This window comes from Ralstonia pickettii, from assembly GCF_030582395.1.
GTDB classification, from domain to species: Bacteria; Pseudomonadota; Gammaproteobacteria; order Burkholderiales; family Burkholderiaceae; genus Ralstonia; species Ralstonia pickettii_D.
In genome coordinates, this window is sequence record NZ_CP104381.1 from 1,134,162 (window position 1) to 1,149,193 (window position 15,032).

At 64.0% G+C, this 15,032-nt stretch carries 18 protein-coding genes; 12 read left to right on the top strand and 6 right to left on the bottom strand.

The window, feature by feature from the left end; all coding sequences use genetic code 11:
- Nucleotides 1-19: 19 nt before the first annotated feature.
- The 7 genes from N5B55_RS05525 (at nt 20) to ftsB (ending at nt 6,541) form a co-directional block, all read left to right on the top strand.
- Nucleotides 20-922 (top strand): hypothetical protein, encoded by a 903-nt coding sequence (locus N5B55_RS05525; RefSeq protein WP_012761708.1) that lies wholly within the window; start codon nt 20-22, stop codon nt 920-922.
- Between the two features lie 17 nt (nt 923-939).
- Nucleotides 940-1,761, top strand: coding sequence for an alpha/beta fold hydrolase (locus N5B55_RS05530; RefSeq protein ID WP_178959888.1), 822 nt, complete (start codon nt 940-942; stop codon nt 1,759-1,761).
- 90 nt (nt 1,762-1,851) lie between these two features.
- The gene (locus tag N5B55_RS05535; RefSeq protein ID WP_065857504.1) at nt 1,852-3,516 is read left to right on the top strand and encodes a CTP synthase; all 1,665 of its coding nucleotides are present in this window, start codon (nt 1,852-1,854) and stop codon (nt 3,514-3,516) included.
- A 23-nt stretch (nt 3,517-3,539) separates the two neighbouring features.
- Nucleotides 3,540-4,394 (top strand): 3-deoxy-8-phosphooctulonate synthase, encoded by an 855-nt coding sequence (kdsA, locus tag N5B55_RS05540; RefSeq protein WP_154207293.1) that lies wholly within the window; start codon nt 3,540-3,542, stop codon nt 4,392-4,394.
- Between the two features lie 91 nt (nt 4,395-4,485).
- Nucleotides 4,486-4,776 carry a DUF1330 domain-containing protein gene (locus N5B55_RS05545; protein WP_065857508.1) on the top strand — a complete coding sequence of 97 codons (291 nt, stop codon included), beginning with the start codon at nt 4,486-4,488 and terminating at the stop codon, nt 4,774-4,776.
- 54 nt (nt 4,777-4,830) lie between these two features.
- A complete protein-coding gene (eno, locus tag N5B55_RS05550) occupies nt 4,831-6,114 on the top strand; it encodes a phosphopyruvate hydratase (protein WP_009238483.1) in 1,284 nt (427 codons plus the stop codon).
- A 91-nt stretch (nt 6,115-6,205) separates the two neighbouring features.
- Nucleotides 6,206-6,541 carry a cell division protein FtsB gene (ftsB, locus tag N5B55_RS05555; protein WP_154207294.1) on the top strand — a complete coding sequence of 112 codons (336 nt, stop codon included), beginning with the start codon at nt 6,206-6,208 and terminating at the stop codon, nt 6,539-6,541.
- Nucleotides 6,542-6,598: 57 nt separating this feature from the next.
- On the opposite strand, the gene N5B55_RS05560 is transcribed toward ftsB, so the two are convergent.
- From N5B55_RS05560 to N5B55_RS05570, 3 genes are all read right to left on the bottom strand, one after another.
- Nucleotides 6,599-7,012 carry a hypothetical protein gene (locus N5B55_RS05560; RefSeq protein WP_178959890.1) on the bottom strand — a complete coding sequence of 138 codons (414 nt, stop codon included), beginning with the start codon at nt 7,010-7,012 and terminating at the stop codon, nt 6,599-6,601.
- Between the two features lie 105 nt (nt 7,013-7,117).
- Nucleotides 7,118-8,131, bottom strand: coding sequence for an Hsp33 family molecular chaperone HslO (gene hslO, locus N5B55_RS05565; RefSeq protein WP_304539438.1), 1,014 nt, complete (start codon nt 8,129-8,131; stop codon nt 7,118-7,120).
- Nucleotides 8,128-8,655, bottom strand: a complete 528-nt coding sequence (locus N5B55_RS05570; protein WP_009238479.1) for a gamma carbonic anhydrase family protein — start codon at nt 8,653-8,655, stop codon at nt 8,128-8,130. The genes hslO and N5B55_RS05570 overlap by 4 nt, the downstream gene beginning before the upstream one ends.
- 115 nt (nt 8,656-8,770) lie before the next feature.
- Between N5B55_RS05570 and N5B55_RS05575 the strand changes: the two genes are divergently transcribed.
- Both N5B55_RS05575 and N5B55_RS05580 read left to right on the top strand, forming a co-directional pair.
- Nucleotides 8,771-9,613 carry a ferritin-like domain-containing protein gene (locus tag N5B55_RS05575; protein ID WP_304539439.1) on the top strand — a complete coding sequence of 281 codons (843 nt, stop codon included), beginning with the start codon at nt 8,771-8,773 and terminating at the stop codon, nt 9,611-9,613.
- Between the two features lie 79 nt (nt 9,614-9,692).
- Nucleotides 9,693-10,610, top strand: a complete 918-nt coding sequence (locus N5B55_RS05580; RefSeq protein ID WP_065857519.1) for an alpha/beta fold hydrolase — start codon at nt 9,693-9,695, stop codon at nt 10,608-10,610.
- 8 nt (nt 10,611-10,618) lie between these two features.
- Here N5B55_RS05580 and N5B55_RS05585 read toward each other — a convergent pair whose 3' ends face one another.
- From N5B55_RS05585 to N5B55_RS05595, 3 genes are read right to left on the bottom strand one after another with little or no spacing between them, the layout of a single operon-like run.
- Entirely contained in the window at nt 10,619-11,008 is a 390-nt protein-coding gene (locus N5B55_RS05585; protein WP_304539440.1) for a thiol-disulfide oxidoreductase DCC family protein, read from the bottom strand.
- Nucleotides 11,005-11,550: a DUF4166 domain-containing protein gene (locus tag N5B55_RS05590; protein ID WP_304539441.1), complete on the bottom strand. Its 546-nt coding sequence runs from the start codon at nt 11,548-11,550 to the stop codon at nt 11,005-11,007. The genes N5B55_RS05585 and N5B55_RS05590 overlap by 4 nt, the downstream gene beginning before the upstream one ends.
- Nucleotides 11,551-11,557: 7 nt before the next feature.
- Nucleotides 11,558-12,637 (bottom strand): NAD(P)/FAD-dependent oxidoreductase, encoded by a 1,080-nt coding sequence (locus tag N5B55_RS05595; RefSeq protein WP_304539442.1) that lies wholly within the window; start codon nt 12,635-12,637, stop codon nt 11,558-11,560.
- Between the two features lie 150 nt (nt 12,638-12,787).
- Between N5B55_RS05595 and N5B55_RS05600 the strand changes: the two genes are divergently transcribed.
- The 3 genes from N5B55_RS05600 to N5B55_RS05610 all read left to right on the top strand — a co-directional run bounded on the left by N5B55_RS05600 (nt 12,788) and on the right by N5B55_RS05610 (nt 15,017).
- On the top strand, nt 12,788-13,648 hold the full coding sequence (locus N5B55_RS05600; protein WP_154207301.1) for a 3',5'-nucleoside bisphosphate phosphatase: 861 nt from the start codon (nt 12,788-12,790) through the stop codon (nt 13,646-13,648).
- 13 nt (nt 13,649-13,661) lie between these two features.
- Entirely contained in the window at nt 13,662-14,285 is a 624-nt protein-coding gene (locus N5B55_RS05605) for an L-threonylcarbamoyladenylate synthase (protein ID WP_154207302.1), read from the top strand.
- 66 nt (nt 14,286-14,351) lie between these two features.
- Nucleotides 14,352-15,017: a site-2 protease family protein gene (locus tag N5B55_RS05610; protein WP_304539443.1), complete on the top strand. Its 666-nt coding sequence runs from the start codon at nt 14,352-14,354 to the stop codon at nt 15,015-15,017.
- The last annotated feature ends 15 nt before the right edge of the window (nt 15,018-15,032 follow it).

Consider the following 15,032-nt stretch of genomic DNA (forward strand, 5'->3'; position numbering starts at 1 on the left):
TCCGTTTGCCGTTTCGCCCATGACCTATTGCGTCGCCATGCGCCTGGACGCAGGCCTTGTATTCCTGTCCGACTCCCGCACGAACGCGGGCGTGGATGCCATTTCCACGTTCCGCAAGATGACCGTCTTCGAACGCGAAGGCGATCGCGTCATGGTGTTGCTGACGGCTGGGAATCTGGCAATCAGCCAGGCCGTGCGCCAGGTGTTGACCGAAGCACGCGGCAAGCCGCGCTCGCTGTGGACTGCGCGGGACATGTTCGAAGCCGCCACGATCGTCGGCGAGGCCGTGCGCGACGTGTATGACCGCGACGCCGCGGCGCTGGCCAAGGCCAAGATCGACTTCAACGTCAGCATTATCTTCGGTGGGCAGATTGGCGAAGAGCGGTCGCGCCTGTTCAACGTCTATGCAGCGGGCAACTTCATTGAAGCCACGCCCGAGAACTGCTACTTCCAGATCGGCGAGGCCAAGTACGGCAAGCCCATCATCGACCGCGTGGTCAGCCCGGGGCTACCGCTGGACGAAGCCGCGAAGTGCGCGCTGATCTCGATGGATTCGACGCTGAAGTCGAATATTTCCGTGGGTTTGCCGTTGGATTTGCTGGTCTACGAGGCGGACTCCCTGCAGGTGACGCGCTTTGTCGCCATCGACGAAGACAACCCCTATTTCGCGATGATCCGCGGCACGTGGGGCAAGCGTCTGCGCCAGGTGTTTGCTGAAATCGAGGATCCGGATTGGGAAACCGGCACTTCGCCGGCGCACCCGTTGCGCCGCGAGGGGCACCCTTCAGCAGAGGTGGGACCCGTCCGCATTGCGCCGCCCGCCGCCGAAGCCCCGGCCACACCGGAGCGCGCCCCCGGCCCGGCGTTGGAGCAGGTGTCCACGATCCAGCGCGTGGCCGGCGGGTCGCAGAAGTCGCGCTGAACGGCACAGGATCCGAGATGCGCGACGTGATGCTCTTTTCGCATGCCAACGGCTTTCCGGTCGGGACGTATCGCAAGATGCTTGGCGTGCTCGGTGACGAATTTGACATTCGTGCAGTGGAGCGCTTTGGGCACGATCCACGTTTTCCGGTCACGCGGTCCTGGCCCGGGCTGGTGAAAGAACTGCTTGCGGAAATCGACGCGCAGGCTGAGCCGGTCTGGCTGGTCGGCCATTCCTTGGGCGGCTTCCTGAGCCTGATGGCGGCGCTGCGCCGGCCCGAGCGGGTGCGGGGCGTCGTGATGCTCGATTCGCCGATCATCGCGGGATGGCGCGCCAAGCTGCTGCGCGTGGCGCAGTGGCTCGACATCGACGAGAGCCAATCACCTGCCGCGGCGACAAAGAACCGGCGCCATCTATGGCCCGATCTCGACGCCGTCTGGAGCCACTTCAAGGCCAAACGCAAATTCGACCGGTGGGACGAAGACGTGCTGCGCGACTATGTCGAGCATGGCACCGAGCCCACTGGGCGTGATCGAGAGCGCACACTGCGCTTCTCGCGCGAAATCGAATACCAGATCTACCGCACGTTGCCGACCAACATGGGGCGCAAGGTCGCGGGCGGCACGGCATTCCCGGTCAGCTTTGTGGCAGGCACACGATCGCGCGAGATTCGCCAGGTCGGACTGGGCGCCACTCGGCGCATCGTCGGCGGTAGACTGCGCTGGATTGAGGGCAGCCATCTTTATCCGATGGAAAAGCCGCTCGAAACGGCCGCGTTGATCCGCGAGTTGATCGACGAAATGCGCGCCAACGCAGGCGCCATGCGGCACGCCGCATAGACGAGACTGCGCTCGGGCAAATTCCACCGTTCTGTCACGGAACGGAGGGGGACCTTTGCTATAATCCGGCTTTCCCCGGCAAGCTAGGTCATGACCAAGTTCGTATTCGTTACCGGTGGCGTAGTGTCCTCACTCGGCAAGGGCATCGCCGCCGCCTCGCTCGCGGCCATTCTCGAGTCGCGCGGCCTCAAAGTCACCCTCCTCAAACTCGATCCTTACATCAACGTCGACCCGGGCACCATGAGCCCGTTCCAGCACGGCGAAGTGTTTGTGACCGAGGACGGCGCAGAAACCGACCTCGATCTTGGCCATTACGAGCGTTTCGTCTCGGCCAAGATGCGCAAGGCGAACAACTTCACCACAGGCCAGATTTACGAATCCGTGATCCGTAAGGAGCGTCGCGGCGAGTATCTCGGCAAGACGGTGCAAGTCATTCCGCATATCACCAACGAAATCCAGGCGTTCATCGAGCGCGGTGCCGCGGCATCGCACGACGGCAAGGCCGACGTGGCGATCGTGGAAATCGGCGGTACGGTGGGCGATATCGAATCGCTTCCGTTCCTGGAAGCCGCACGCCAGATGAGCCTGCGCCTGGGCCGCAACCAAGTTGCGTTCGCCCACCTGACCCTGGTGCCGTTCATTGCCAGCGCCGGCGAGCTGAAGACCAAGCCGACCCAGCACTCGGTGCAGAAGCTGCGTGAAATCGGTGTGCAGCCGACCGCGTTGCTGTGCCGCGCCGACCGCCCGATTCCCGACGACGAGCGCGCGAAGATTTCGCTCTTCGCCAACATGCCCCAGGACGCCGTGATCTCGGTGTGGGATGTCGACACCATCTACAAGATTCCGCAGATGCTCAACGAGCAGGGGCTGGATCGCATCATCTGCGAAGAACTGCGCATCGAAGCACCGCCGGCGGATCTGTCCGTCTGGGCGCGCATGGTGCATACGCTGGAAAACCCCCAGCACGAGATCACCATCGGCATGGTCGGCAAGTATGTCGACCTGACCGAGTCGTACAAGTCGCTGATCGAGGCGCTGCGCCACGCCGGCCTGCATACGTCGACGCGCGTCAATATCGAGTACATCGATTCCGAAGAGCTGGAGTCGGGCCATACGCAGGTTCTGGACACGCTCGACGCGGTTCTGGTGCCGGGCGGCTTTGGCAAGCGCGGTACGGAAGGCAAGATCCGCGCAATTCAGTACGCCCGCGAGAAGGGCGTGCCCTACCTGGGCATCTGCCTGGGGATGCAGTTGGCCGTGATCGAATTCGCCCGCCATCTGGCCGGCATGAAAGACGCCAACAGTACCGAATTCAACGATGAGACCGAGCACCCGGTGGTCGCGCTCATCACCGAGTGGCTGGATCGCGATGGCCGCGTCGAAAAGCGCTCCGCCGACTCAGATATGGGCGGCACCATGCGCCTGGGCTCGCAGCGCGTGCCGGTTCAGCCGGGGACCAAGGCCGCGGCGATCTACGGTGCGGAAGTCAACGAGCGCCATCGCCATCGCTACGAGGTGAACAACCACTACGTGCCGCAGCTGGAAAAGGCCGGCATGATCATTTCGGCGCGTACGCCGTCGGAAAACCTGCCGGAAATGATGGAACTGCCAGCGTCGATGCACCCGTGGTTCGTCGGCGTGCAGTTCCACCCGGAATTCACCTCGACGCCGCGTGACGGCCACCCGCTGTTCAAGGCCTACGTGGAAGCCGCGCTGGCGCATCGCAACCAGACCGCGCAACGCGCTGTCGCCTAACGCGCTGGCGCACGGGACATACGATGAAACTCTGCGATTTCGAAGTCGGCCTCGACCAACCGTTCTTCCTGATTGCCGGCACCTGTGTGATCGAATCCGAGCAGATGGCGATCGACACCGCCGGCACGCTCAAGGAAATCACCGGCGCGCTCGGCATTCCGTTCATCTACAAGTCGTCGTTCGACAAGGCGAATCGTTCGTCCGACGCTTCGTTCCGCGGCTTGGGCATGGAAGAAGGCCTGCGCATCCTGGCGGAAGTCCGTCGCCAAGTGGGTGTGCCGGTGCTGACCGACATCCACGAGATCGACGAGATCAAACCGGTGGCCGAGGTCGTCGACGTGCTGCAGACGCCGGCGTTCCTGTGCCGCCAGACCGATTTCATCCGCGCGTGTGCGCAGAGCGGCAAGCCGGTCAATATCAAGAAGGGTCAGTTCCTTGCGCCGCATGACATGAAGAACGTCATCGACAAGGCGCGTCACGCGGCCCGCGATGCCGGCCTGCCGGAAGACAACTTCATGGCCTGCGAGCGCGGCGCCTCGTTCGGTTACAACAACCTCGTGTCGGACATGCGCTCGCTGGCGATCATGCGCGAGACGGGCGCGCCGGTCGTCTTCGACGCGACGCATTCGGTGCAATTGCCGGGCGGCCAGGGCACCAGTTCGGGCGGTCAGCGCGAGTTCGTGCCGGTGCTGGCCCGGGCAGCCGTCGCGACTGGCGTGGCGGGTGTCTTCATGGAGACGCACCCCGATCCCGCATGCGCGAAATCAGATGGCCCGAATGCCGTGCCGCTGCGCCGCATGAAAGACTTGCTGTCAGTACTGAAAGAACTGGATGCGCTCACCAAGCGCAGCGGTTTCCTGGAAAATCAGTTCGACTGATTCTTCTGACCATCGGCGGCTTCACCAGCCGCCGCTGTCGTTTTCGGTTCAGATCGGTTCAGCTTTCGTTTTGGCTTCCGGAGAGAGACACATGGCCGCTGGCTACATCCTTGCGTACGTGGACGTGACAGACCCCGTGCAATACGAGCAATACAAGACGCTGTCGACCAAGGCCATGCAAGCGCATGGCGCCGAGCCGCTGGTGCGCGGCGGCAAGACGGAGCAACTGGAAGGCGAGTGGAACCCCACTCGCATCGTCGTGCTCAAGTTCCCGAGCTACGACGCCGCCAAGGCGTTCTATGACAGCGAGGAATATCTCGCTGCGCGCAATGCCCGCGCCAAGGCTGCCAACATGAACATGATCGTGGTCGAAGGCGTTTGAGCTGCCTGTCGATCGCGTAGCGTTACCTGCTTTAAGACACCAAGAGGGATTTTCATGAGTGCCATCGTAGATATCATCGGTCGCGAAGTGTTGGACTCGCGCGGCAACCCCACCGTCGAATGCGACGTGCTGCTGGAATCGGGCGTGATGGGCCGTGCAGCGGTGCCGTCTGGCGCCTCGACGGGCTCGCGCGAAGCCATCGAACTGCGTGACGGCGACAAGTCGCGCTATCTGGGCAAGGGTGTGCTCAAGGCCGTCGAGCACATCAACACCGAAATCTCCGAGGCCATCATGGGCCTGGACGCGTCGGAACAGGCGTTCCTGGACCGCACCCTGATCGACCTGGACGGTACCGAGAACAAGAGCCGCCTGGGCGCGAATGCCATGCTGGCGGTGTCGATGGCGGTTGCCAAGGCTGCCGCTGAAGAAGCCGGCCTGCCGCTGTACCGCTACTTTGGCGGTTCGGGCGCCATGCAGATGCCGGTGCCAATGATGAACATCGTCAACGGCGGCGCGCACGCCAACAACAGCTTGGACATCCAGGAATTCATGGTGATGCCGGTCGGCCAGTCGAGCTTCCGTGAAGCCCTGCGCTGCGGCGCCGAGATCTTCCACGCGCTGAAGAAGATTCTGGCTGACAAGGGCATGAGCACGGCCGTGGGCGACGAAGGCGGCTTCGCACCGAACTTCGCCAGCAACGAAGAGTGCCTGAACACCATCCTGTCGGCGATCGAGCAAGCTGGCTACAAGGCCGGTGAAGACGTGCTGCTGGCGCTGGATTGCGCCGCGTCCGAGTTCTACAAGGACGGCAAATACCACCTCGAAGGCGAGGGCCTGCAACTGTCGTCAGAAGACTTCGCCAACTATCTGGCGAACCTGGCTGACAAGTTCCCGATCGTGTCGATCGAAGACGGCATGCACGAGAGCGACTGGGCCGGTTGGAAGGCACTGACCGAGAAGCTCGGTAAGAAGGTGCAGCTGGTGGGCGACGATCTGTTCGTCACGAATACCAAGATCCTGAAGGAAGGCATCGAGAAGGGCATCGCCAACTCGATCCTGATCAAGATCAACCAGATCGGTACGCTGACCGAGACGTTCGCAGCCATCGAGATGGCCAAGCGCGCCGGTTACACCGCCGTGATCTCGCACCGCTCGGGCGAAACCGAAGACAGCACGATTGCCGACATCGCCGTTGGCACGAACGCCGGCCAGATCAAGACGGGCTCGCTGTCGCGGTCGGACCGCATGGCCAAGTACAACCAGCTGCTGCGTATCGAAGAAGACCTCGGTGATATCGCCAGCTATCCGGGCAAGTCGGCGTTCTATAACCTGCGATAATCCCTCGCAGTTTTGCTCCGCATGACTGTGCGACCGCCGCTCTGGCGGTCGCATGGTATTTGGAGCCCGAGTACCGCCAACGCTTGTCCTTATGCGCCTGATTACGCTGTTCCTGCTGCTGTTGCTCCTTGCTATCCAGTACCCGCTTTGGCTGGGAAAGGGCGGCTGGCTGCGCGTGTGGGACATGCAAAAGCAGGTGACGGCCCAGAATCAGCGCAACGCTGAACTGAAGCTGCGCAACACCAAGCTAGAAGGCGAAGTGAAGGATTTGAAGGAAGGCACGGGCGCCATTGAAGAGCGCGCGCGCTATGAGCTGGGGATGGTAAAGGACGACGAGGGCTTCGTGCAGTTCGTCGCCCCGGCGCCGAAAACCAGCGAAACTCCACCGCCTCCGCCGCCTCCGGCGGGGCAGCAGCCGCATCATTGAGTCCGCTACGCGAACGCGTCCTGCCGACGCGCTCGTCCTGAAGCCAAGGGCCGGGATCTACCAGTAATACGGATAGCCCCAAACGGGTGCGCCGTAACTGACGCCCCACCCGCCGCGGTGGCGCCATCCGCTGCCGTAATACACCGAATAGCCTCCGTAATACGGATACGGCGCGTAGTACGGCGCGGCCGCGTAAGCGCGCGCTTGCGCATCACGCTGGATCGCTTGATCCGATTCGCGCAGCGCCTTGGCATTCAGCGCATCCAGCTTCTTGCGCTCTTCTGCCGACAGCGTTGCCGGCGCCGCAGCCTGCGAATCGTCCGACAGCCGGGCAGTGTAGGGCGTGCCGCCCGGACCACGCGGTACGGCAACGCAGGCCGACGCCAGCAGCGCCACGCCAATCGGCAATGCCAGCGCAGCAGCGCGAGTGAGACTCAACGATCGCAATGACGAGGAAGTGGACTCAGACATGATGCGTTCCGCAGCAGGCGGCAGATGAGGAAACTGCCGACTTAGAGCGTGGGCGGCCCCGATAAGTGCCGCGCGCCACCCGTACTTCATACTATGTCGCCTTGTTCAGTGGCGCTGGTCAGATGCGCCCTGTATGCCCTGCGCGACGGTCTCCTGTGCGAAGAGCTGTGCACAATCCACGGCGTCGAAACTGTAGTGCTGGCCGCAGAATTCGCAGTCGATTTCCACTTTGCCTCGCTCTTCCAGAATGCTGTCGACCTCGGGTTGACCGAGCGTACGCAGCATGGAACCCACACGCAGGCGCGAGCATGAGCAGCGGAAGCGCGGGGTGTGCGGCTCGAACATGCGAATGCCGGCCGCTTCCATTTCTTCCCAGTACAGGCGCTTGATGAGCGTGTCGATCGGCTGCTCGAGCAGTTCGTCGCGGCGCAGCGTCTTGCCGAGCTGGCAAACACGTTCCCACGTGTCGAGGTCTTGCTCCTGTACGTCCTTGTGCAGCGGCTGGCCGGTCTCACCGACCTGCGCGGGCGCATGGCCGCTGCGGCCTTCCATTGCCCCGCCGTAGGAAGGCAGGCGTTGCAACAGCATGCCCGACGCGACCTTGTTGTTGGCGGCAAGCCACAGGCGCGTGTCAAGCTGCTCGGAGCTTTGCATGTAGTGCTCGAGCACTTCGGTGATGGTGGCAAGCGGCCCGTGCTCATCCGACAGCGGTACGATGCCTTGATACGGCTGTTGGCCGGGCAGCTTGTCTTGCGGATCGAGCGTGATGGCGAAGCGTCCGTTGCCGTGCACGTTGACCATGGCGGCCAGCGTGGCGTCGTCCGCAATCTCGGCGCCTTCTGCAATCTTGGCCGTCGCACGCATCGACAGATCGGAGTTGCACTCCACGACGAGCATGTGCACCGGACCATCACCGTGCAGTTGCATGACGAGCGCGCCGTTGAACTTGAGGTTGGCTGACAGCAGCGCGGCGGCGGCCATCATCTCGCCCAGCAGCGTGCTGACCGGGGCAGGGTAGCGGCGGCGGTTCAGCACCTCCTGCCATGTCCCTTCCAGGCGCACCAGTTCACCGCGCACGGGCGCGGCGTCGAATACAAATTTCTTCAGCTCGTCAGTCATCCATCGATCCGTTTCAGTTGCTGCTTGTACATCGCCTGGCGCACCGCATACGTTTCGGTGTTCAGGTGCATCTTAGCAATGTCGTCTTCCGTCAGTTTGCGAACAGCCTTCGCGGGGGCACCCAGAATGAGTGTGCCGTCTTCGAAGACCTTGCCCTCCGTGACAATCGCTCCAGCACCCACCAGGCAGTTCTTGCCGATCACCGCGCGATTGAGCACCACCGCCTGGATGCCGATCAGCGAGCCCTCGCCGATGGTGCAGCCGTGCAGCATGGCCTGGTGGCCGATCGTTACGCGGTCGCCGATGTTCAGCGGGCAGCCCGGGTCGGTGTGCAGTACCGAGCCTTCCTGCACGTTGCTGGCCTCGCCCACGGTGATCGGCTCGTTGTCGCCGCGGATGACGGCGCCGGGCCACACGCTTGCACGTGCTTTCAACTCCACGCGGCCGATAACGGTCGCTTCCGGGGCCACATAGGCGTTTGCGTCAATGTTCGGGGCAACGTCGCCGAGTTGGTAGAGGGCCATGCGATCGGTCTCCAGGATCTGCGTAGATGAGGAAAAAGGGCGCGTCTTCAAGCTTGCCGGGCGAGGCAGGCCGATGCGTCGAATTAAAATGGCGGAAAGTCCAAATTGTACGCTGATGACCGCTTCGCAGCCCTGCTCCAACATGCCCACTGCCACGCTACGCCATGCCGCCTTGGCCGCGCTGTGTCTCACTGATCCGGTCAGCAAGGTGGACGCCACGCTGCGTTTGAGCGAGCGCGCCAAGTGTGCCGATGACGCGAACTGGGGCATTGATGACGCCATGGTGGCACCGGAAGGCGGCGTCCCCGGCCGCCCAGCCGCGCCCGTGCTTGTCCCGCCTGCCGAAGTTCCACGCCGCCGTGCGATCGATACGCCACGTGGCCGCGGCGCTCTGCTGCACGCGCTGGCGCACATTGAATTCAACGCCATCAATCTTGCGCTCGATGCCGTGTGGCGTTTTGCCGGAATGCCCGCGGCGTTCTACCAGGACTGGACGCGCGTGGCGGCGGAGGAAGCGACGCACTTTTCGCTGCTTTCCGCGCATCTGGCCACGCTAGATTGCCGCTACGGTGATCATCCCGCCCACGACGGCTTGTGGCAGATGACGGAGAAAACCGCCGCCGATCCGCTCGCGCGCATGGCGCTGGTGCCGCGCACGCTGGAGGCGCGTGGACTCGACGCCTCGCCGCCGATTCGGGCCAAGCTGGCCCAGGCCGGCGATATGGCGGCGGCGGGCATTCTCGACATCATCCTGCGCGACGAAATCGGCCACGTTGCGGTGGGCAACCGCTGGTACCGCTGGCTCTGCGAGCGCGCCGGCCTGGACCCCGTGCCGACCTATCGCAAACTGGCTGAGCAATACGGGGCGCCGCGATTGCGCGGGCCATTCAACCTGGAAGCGCGCCGGCAGGCCGGTTTCGACGACGACGAAATCGCCGCGCTGGAAGCCTCGTTCTGAGCGCTACGGGGTTGTCCACTCGCCGCTATAATCGCTGGAAAAAGAACGATCGTTCGATTTCTATTCGCTGACGGAAACCATGGACTCCACCACGCAGCCGGCCGCCCGCCAGGCCTCCCGCTCGACCTACCTGCCCGTGCGCGGACTGCGCTACCACATCCGTGAATGGGGCGAGCCCGGTGCGCCCATCCTGTTCCTGTTTCACGGGTGGATGGATGTGTCAGCATCGTTCCAGTTTCTGGTCGATGCGCTGCGCGAGCGCTGGCATATCGTGGCGCCGGATTGGCGCGGCTACGGCCAGACCGCCCGGCCGACCGATGCCCCCGGCGTGGAGAGCTACTGGTTTGCCGATTACGTGGCCGACCTCGAAGCGATCATCGATCACTACCAGCCGGAAGGGCAGGTGACGCTGGTCGGTCACAGCCTGGGCGCCAACGTGGTGTGCCTGTACGCAGGCATCCGGCCCGAACGCGTGCGGCGCGTGGTGGATCTGGAGGGCTTTGGCATGTCGGCGTCAAAGGCATCGCAGGCGCCGCGCCGCTACGCGCGATGGCTCGACGAGCTGAAGGACAAGCCGCGCCTGAACACCTACGCGACCGTCGAGGACGTCGCCGCGCGCCTGCAGAAGACCAACCCACGCCTGCCCGCCGACAAGGCAGCATTCCTGGCGCAGCACTGGTCGAGCCGAAACGCCGACGGCCGCTGGGAGATACTCGGTGACCCCGCGCACAAGATCATCAATCCCCAGCTTTATCGGCTGGATGAGGTAATGGAAATCTGGCGCCGTGTTACCGCCCCCGTGCTGCACGTCGAGGCAGTCGATTCGCCCACATTAAAAGCCATTGCAGGCGACGTGCCGCTGGCTGAATTCAAAACCCGCTTTGCGGCGTTTCCAGATTTCCGGGAGGTGCTGATTGCGGATGCGGGCCACATGCTGCATCACGATCAGCCGGAGCAGGTGGCCGCGCTGATCGAAGAGTTCTGCTTGCAGCGCTAAGCGGCAGGTCAATCAAGAAACCGCTGCGCCGCGCCGGGCGGCGGCAGGATGCAGGTATCCGACCGCCCAAACCACCGATAGCGATTGCGCGCAACGCGGCGATACAACGCGTCGCGCAGCGTTGCAGGGATCAACCAGCCGATCCACGCCAAGCGCCACGGCCAGCCAAGCGCATGCAGGATGCGCAGGATGGCGGCGCTTTCACGCCACGCACGGTCGTCTCGCACGAAGAGCACGGTATCCACGTCATCCGGATTTACGCCGGCCTGCGCGAGCAGCTGCCGCCCGGTTTGCCCCTGCATGGACGCGTAGCGCAGCAAGCCTTGCCGGTCATGCCGCAGCAGAAACTGGATGGAGCCGCTGCACAGCAGGCAGTGCGCATCGTAGACGACGATCATTCGCGCTCCATCGTCCTCAGGTCGAGATAACCTCGATACGCCGCAACCACGCCAAGCAACGGCACGCTGGCGCGCACGTTGAAGTGGAAGCGGTCACCGTCGCCGGATTCCTCGGCCAACACGGCGGGCCGCAGCCAGGCAGGGCAAGGGATGCCGAGAAAGCGCAAACCTTGCAGGCGCATCCGCAACATGCCGTAATGTGTCTCCAGCGCAAAGAACAGGCGCACCGCGCCGAGCCGCTCTGTGAGGTACCCCCGGTGCAGCGACAAGGTCGAGCGCATCGTGTGGCGGGGAAATTGGCGCGTCCAGATTTCTTCCGTGCCGGCAGTGTCGAGCGTGATTCGGATCGGGCCGCGCGTCGGTGTCCGCGGCGTGCGAATGCACCATGCAAGCACGCGTGCGAGGTGCGTGGCTGGCGGTTCCGTTTCGACTTCGCCGTGCAGCGTCACCGCGCCGGTCAGGCGGTGGAAGGTCTGCACGGCCGGCGCCAGTTCCGCATATCGCGCGCCAAGCACAGTTTCGTAGAGCGACGGTGCGCGCATGTGGGACTCATTCCGCCGTTACATGCAGTTTCGTCTGCAGCCCGGCGTCGTTGCTCGAATGCGTATGCACCAGGGTCTTGTCCGGATTCGCATACCGATAGGCGCGCCGCAGCGCCATCGCCACTTCATGAAAGCCCGACAGAATCAGTTTCTGCTTGTTTGGATACAGCGCGATATCGCCCGCTGCAAACACGCCAGGGCGCGATGTTTCGTACGCCGTTGTTTCCACCGTGATGCGGCCCGCGCGCATCTCCACGCCCCAGTTGACAATCGGGCCCGGCTCGGAAACCAGACCATACAGGGCGATCAGTTCGTCGCAGGGCAGAACGGTTTCGCCGTCGCGCCCGCGGATGGCTGCGCCGGTGAGCGTGCCGTCGGGCGTGCTGTCCAGGCGCGAAAGCATGCCGAGCACGAAATCCATTTCGCCGGCGGCGACGGCGGCGCGCATTTCAGCGACGCTCGCATCGGCTGCACGGAAGCCCTCTCGCCGATGCACCAGTGTCACGCGTGCGGCGACTTTGCGCAGCGCGAGCGCCCAGTCGAGCGCGGAATCCCCGCCGCCGGCGATGACGACGCGCTTGCCCGCAAAGCGCGCGGTGTCGCGCACGGCATAGTGCAGATGGCGACCTTCCAGAGCGGCCGCTTCAGGCAAAGCCACACGTTGTGGGGTGAACGCACCGTTGCCTGCCGTAATGAGTACGGCGGCGCAGTCGAAGACGTCGCCGGCGCTGGTGGTGACCCGAAAGCGCCGGCCGTGCTCGCTTTCCAGTGTTTCCACGGTTTCGGCCCTGCGACCACACAGGATGGGGTAGTTGAACGGCGCGCACTGGGCCATCAGCCGGTCGACGAGTTCCTGCGCCGTGCACGAGACCAGCGCCGGGATGTCATAGATCGGCTTTTCCGGGTACAGCTCCGTGCATTGGCCGCCCGGGCGGTCCAAGGCATCCACCAGCACGCAAGACAAGCCGAGCACGCCTGCCTGGAACGCCGCGAACAGGCCGACTGGCCCGGCGCCCACCACGAGCACGTCGATACTTTGCTCCACGGGCTGGGGGGAATTGGCGACGAGTGTGGTTGCGGAAGTCATGGCAAAGCGAAGGGGACGAAACAATGCGGCCACTATAGCGTGCAGCACGCGGCGCGCCGCGAACACCGCCACGGGCAGTCGGGTCTTCCGGGAGCCAACCCGTGGCGAGGCAGGGTCCCTTGTTGCGCGCCGCAGCAGTAAAATGACGGAATGCCGAATATCTCTGCCGCCTCCGCCCGAAATGCCGATCTCCACTGCCATTCCACGGTGTCGGACGGCATGCTCGCGCCGCACGAAGTGGCAGCGCGCGCTGCAGCCCACGGTGTGACGCTCTGGGCCTTGACCGACCACGACGAACTGGGTGGGCAGGCCGCTGCACGCGAAGCGGCGACAGCCTTGGGCATGGACTATCTCGCGGGCGTCGAGATTTCAGTGACGTGGGCTGGACGCACGCTGCACATCGTCGGCCTCGGCATCGATCCGGAGAACGCCGATCTGGTGCAGGGGCTGGAACGCACGCGCTCCGGCCGCTGTGCGCGCGCCGAAGACATCAGCGCCGCATTGGCCAAGCTCGGCATCGAAGGCGCTTACGAAGGTGCGCTGCGTCACGCGGGCAATCCGGACATGGTTTCGCGCACCCATTTCGCGCGCTTCCTCGTCGAGCAGGGCCACTGCCGCGACATCCACGAGGTGTTTGACCGCTATCTGGGCGATGGCAAGCCGGGCTACGTGCCGCATCGCTGGGCGCGCCTGGCTGATGCGATCGACTGGATCAAGGGCGCGGGCGGCGTCGCGGTGATGGCGCATCCGGGGCGCTACACGTTGTCGCTGGTCGAGCACGGTGCGCTGTTTGATGAATTCAAGGCGCTGGGCGGCGAGGGGGTCGAAGTCGTCACCGGCAGCCATACCCCCGACCAGTACGCGCTGTACGCCGACGTAGCCCGCCGCTACGGCCTGCTGGCGTCGCGCGGTTCAGACTTCCATGGCCCGGGCGAGGGCCGCGTCGAACTCGGCACGCTGCCGCCGCTGCCCGATAACCTGACGCCGGTGTGGAGCCGGTGGATGTCCTGACCGCGCGGCTGCCATGTCCCAGTTCTTCCAGATCCATCCGACCACGCCGCAAGGGCGCTTGATCCGCCAGGCCGTGGAGATCATCCGCAGCGGTGGCCTGGTCGCACTGCCCACGGATTCCTGCTACGCGCTCGCCTGCCATCTGGACGACAAATCCGCCGTCGAGCGCCTGCGCCGCGTGCGCGGCATTGACGAAAAGCACCACCTCACGCTGATGTGCCGAGACCTTTCCGAACTCGCCACGTTTGCGCGCGTCGACAACAAGCAATACCGTGTGCTGAAGGCGGCGACGCCAGGGCCCTTCGTTTTCCTGCTGGAGGCGACCAAGGAAGTGCCGCGCCGGCTCTCGCATCCGTCGCGCAAAACCATCGGCCTGCGCGTACCGGAACACGCGATTCCCCTGGCGCTGATGGCCGAGCTGGGTGAGCCGCTGCTCTCCGCGACGCTGCAACTGCCCGGCGATGACGAACCGCTCAACGAGGCCGAGACCATTCGGGATCGGCTTGAAAAGCAACTCGAACTTGTCATTGACGGCGGCCCGGCCCCGGCAGAGCCGACTACTGTCATCGACCTGACGAGCGGCGAGCCCGAACTTGTGCGCCAGGGCCGGGGCGATCCCGCCCGCGTGGGCCTGTAGGCGGGCCCTAGACACGCGCTTCGGTGGCGCCGTGCCGAGGCGCGCGCTTGCTACAATAGCCGGCCTATGGACCCCACACTGATCCAGAATATCGCGGTTTACGCGATTCCCGTGCTGTTTGCCATCACGCTGCATGAGGCGGCGCATGGCTATGTCGCCAAGCATTTCGGCGACGATACGGCCTATGTCATGGGCCGCATCAGCATCAATCCGCTGCGGCACATCGATCCCATTGGCACGATTGCGATGCCGTTGCTGCTGTATTTCGCCACCAAGGGTGCGTTCGTGTTCGGCTATGCCAAGCCCGTGCCAGTGCGCTTTGGCCGTCTGCGTGATCCGCGCTGGCATGGCATGTGGGTGGCGCTGGCCGGGCCCGCCACCAATTTTGTCCAGGCGATTTTCTGGGGCGTGCTGGCAGTTGTGTTTGCGGTGGGCGGCGTGAACGAGCCGTTCCTGATCGGCATGGCGCGCGCCGGCATTCTGGTCAACATGGTGATGGCGGCGTTCAACATGTTTCCGCTGCCGCCGCTCGATGGCGGGCGAGTGCTGGCCGCACTCCTGCCGCCCCGGATGGCGCTCGGCCTGTCGCGCATCGAACCATTCGGCTTCTTCATCGTGATGGCGTTGATCATTTCCAACGTCATCACCAATGTCTGGATGCGCCCCATCATGGCGCTGCTCTTTCAACTGCTGCAGTGGATTCTGAGCCCACTGCAGATGCTGTTTTCTTGAGTCTTCAACTCTATT

Coding starts and splice junctions, on each gene's coding strand:
- N5B55_RS05570 (WP_009238479.1), bottom strand. CDS start 8,655: ATGGCCCTCTACCAACTCGGCGACGTTGCCCCGAACATTGACGCAAAC.
- eno (WP_009238483.1), top strand. CDS start 4,831: ATGAGTGCCATCGTAGATATCATCGGTCGCGAAGTGTTGGACTCGCGC.
- N5B55_RS05595 (WP_304539442.1), bottom strand. CDS start 12,637: ATGACTTCCGCAACCACACTCGTCGCCAATTCCCCCCAGCCCGTGGAG.
- ftsB (WP_154207294.1), top strand. CDS start 6,206: ATGCGCCTGATTACGCTGTTCCTGCTGCTGTTGCTCCTTGCTATCCAG.
- N5B55_RS05580 (WP_065857519.1), top strand. CDS start 9,693: ATGGACTCCACCACGCAGCCGGCCGCCCGCCAGGCCTCCCGCTCGACC.
- N5B55_RS05610 (WP_304539443.1), top strand. CDS start 14,352: ATGGACCCCACACTGATCCAGAATATCGCGGTTTACGCGATTCCCGTG.
- N5B55_RS05605 (WP_154207302.1), top strand. CDS start 13,662: ATGTCCCAGTTCTTCCAGATCCATCCGACCACGCCGCAAGGGCGCTTG.
- N5B55_RS05585 (WP_304539440.1), bottom strand. CDS start 11,008: ATGATCGTCGTCTACGATGCGCACTGCCTGCTGTGCAGCGGCTCCATC.
- N5B55_RS05590 (WP_304539441.1), bottom strand. CDS start 11,550: ATGCGCGCACCGTCGCTCTACGAAACTGTGCTTGGCGCGCGATATGCG.
- N5B55_RS05600 (WP_154207301.1), top strand. CDS start 12,788: ATGCCGAATATCTCTGCCGCCTCCGCCCGAAATGCCGATCTCCACTGC.
- kdsA (WP_154207293.1), top strand. CDS start 3,540: ATGAAACTCTGCGATTTCGAAGTCGGCCTCGACCAACCGTTCTTCCTG.
- N5B55_RS05530 (WP_178959888.1), top strand. CDS start 940: ATGCGCGACGTGATGCTCTTTTCGCATGCCAACGGCTTTCCGGTCGGG.
- N5B55_RS05525 (WP_012761708.1), top strand. CDS start 20: ATGACCTATTGCGTCGCCATGCGCCTGGACGCAGGCCTTGTATTCCTG.
- N5B55_RS05535 (WP_065857504.1), top strand. CDS start 1,852: ATGACCAAGTTCGTATTCGTTACCGGTGGCGTAGTGTCCTCACTCGGC.
- N5B55_RS05560 (WP_178959890.1), bottom strand. CDS start 7,012: ATGTCTGAGTCCACTTCCTCGTCATTGCGATCGTTGAGTCTCACTCGC.
- N5B55_RS05545 (WP_065857508.1), top strand. CDS start 4,486: ATGGCCGCTGGCTACATCCTTGCGTACGTGGACGTGACAGACCCCGTG.
- N5B55_RS05575 (WP_304539439.1), top strand. CDS start 8,771: ATGACCGCTTCGCAGCCCTGCTCCAACATGCCCACTGCCACGCTACGC.
- hslO (WP_304539438.1), bottom strand. CDS start 8,131: ATGACTGACGAGCTGAAGAAATTTGTATTCGACGCCGCGCCCGTGCGC.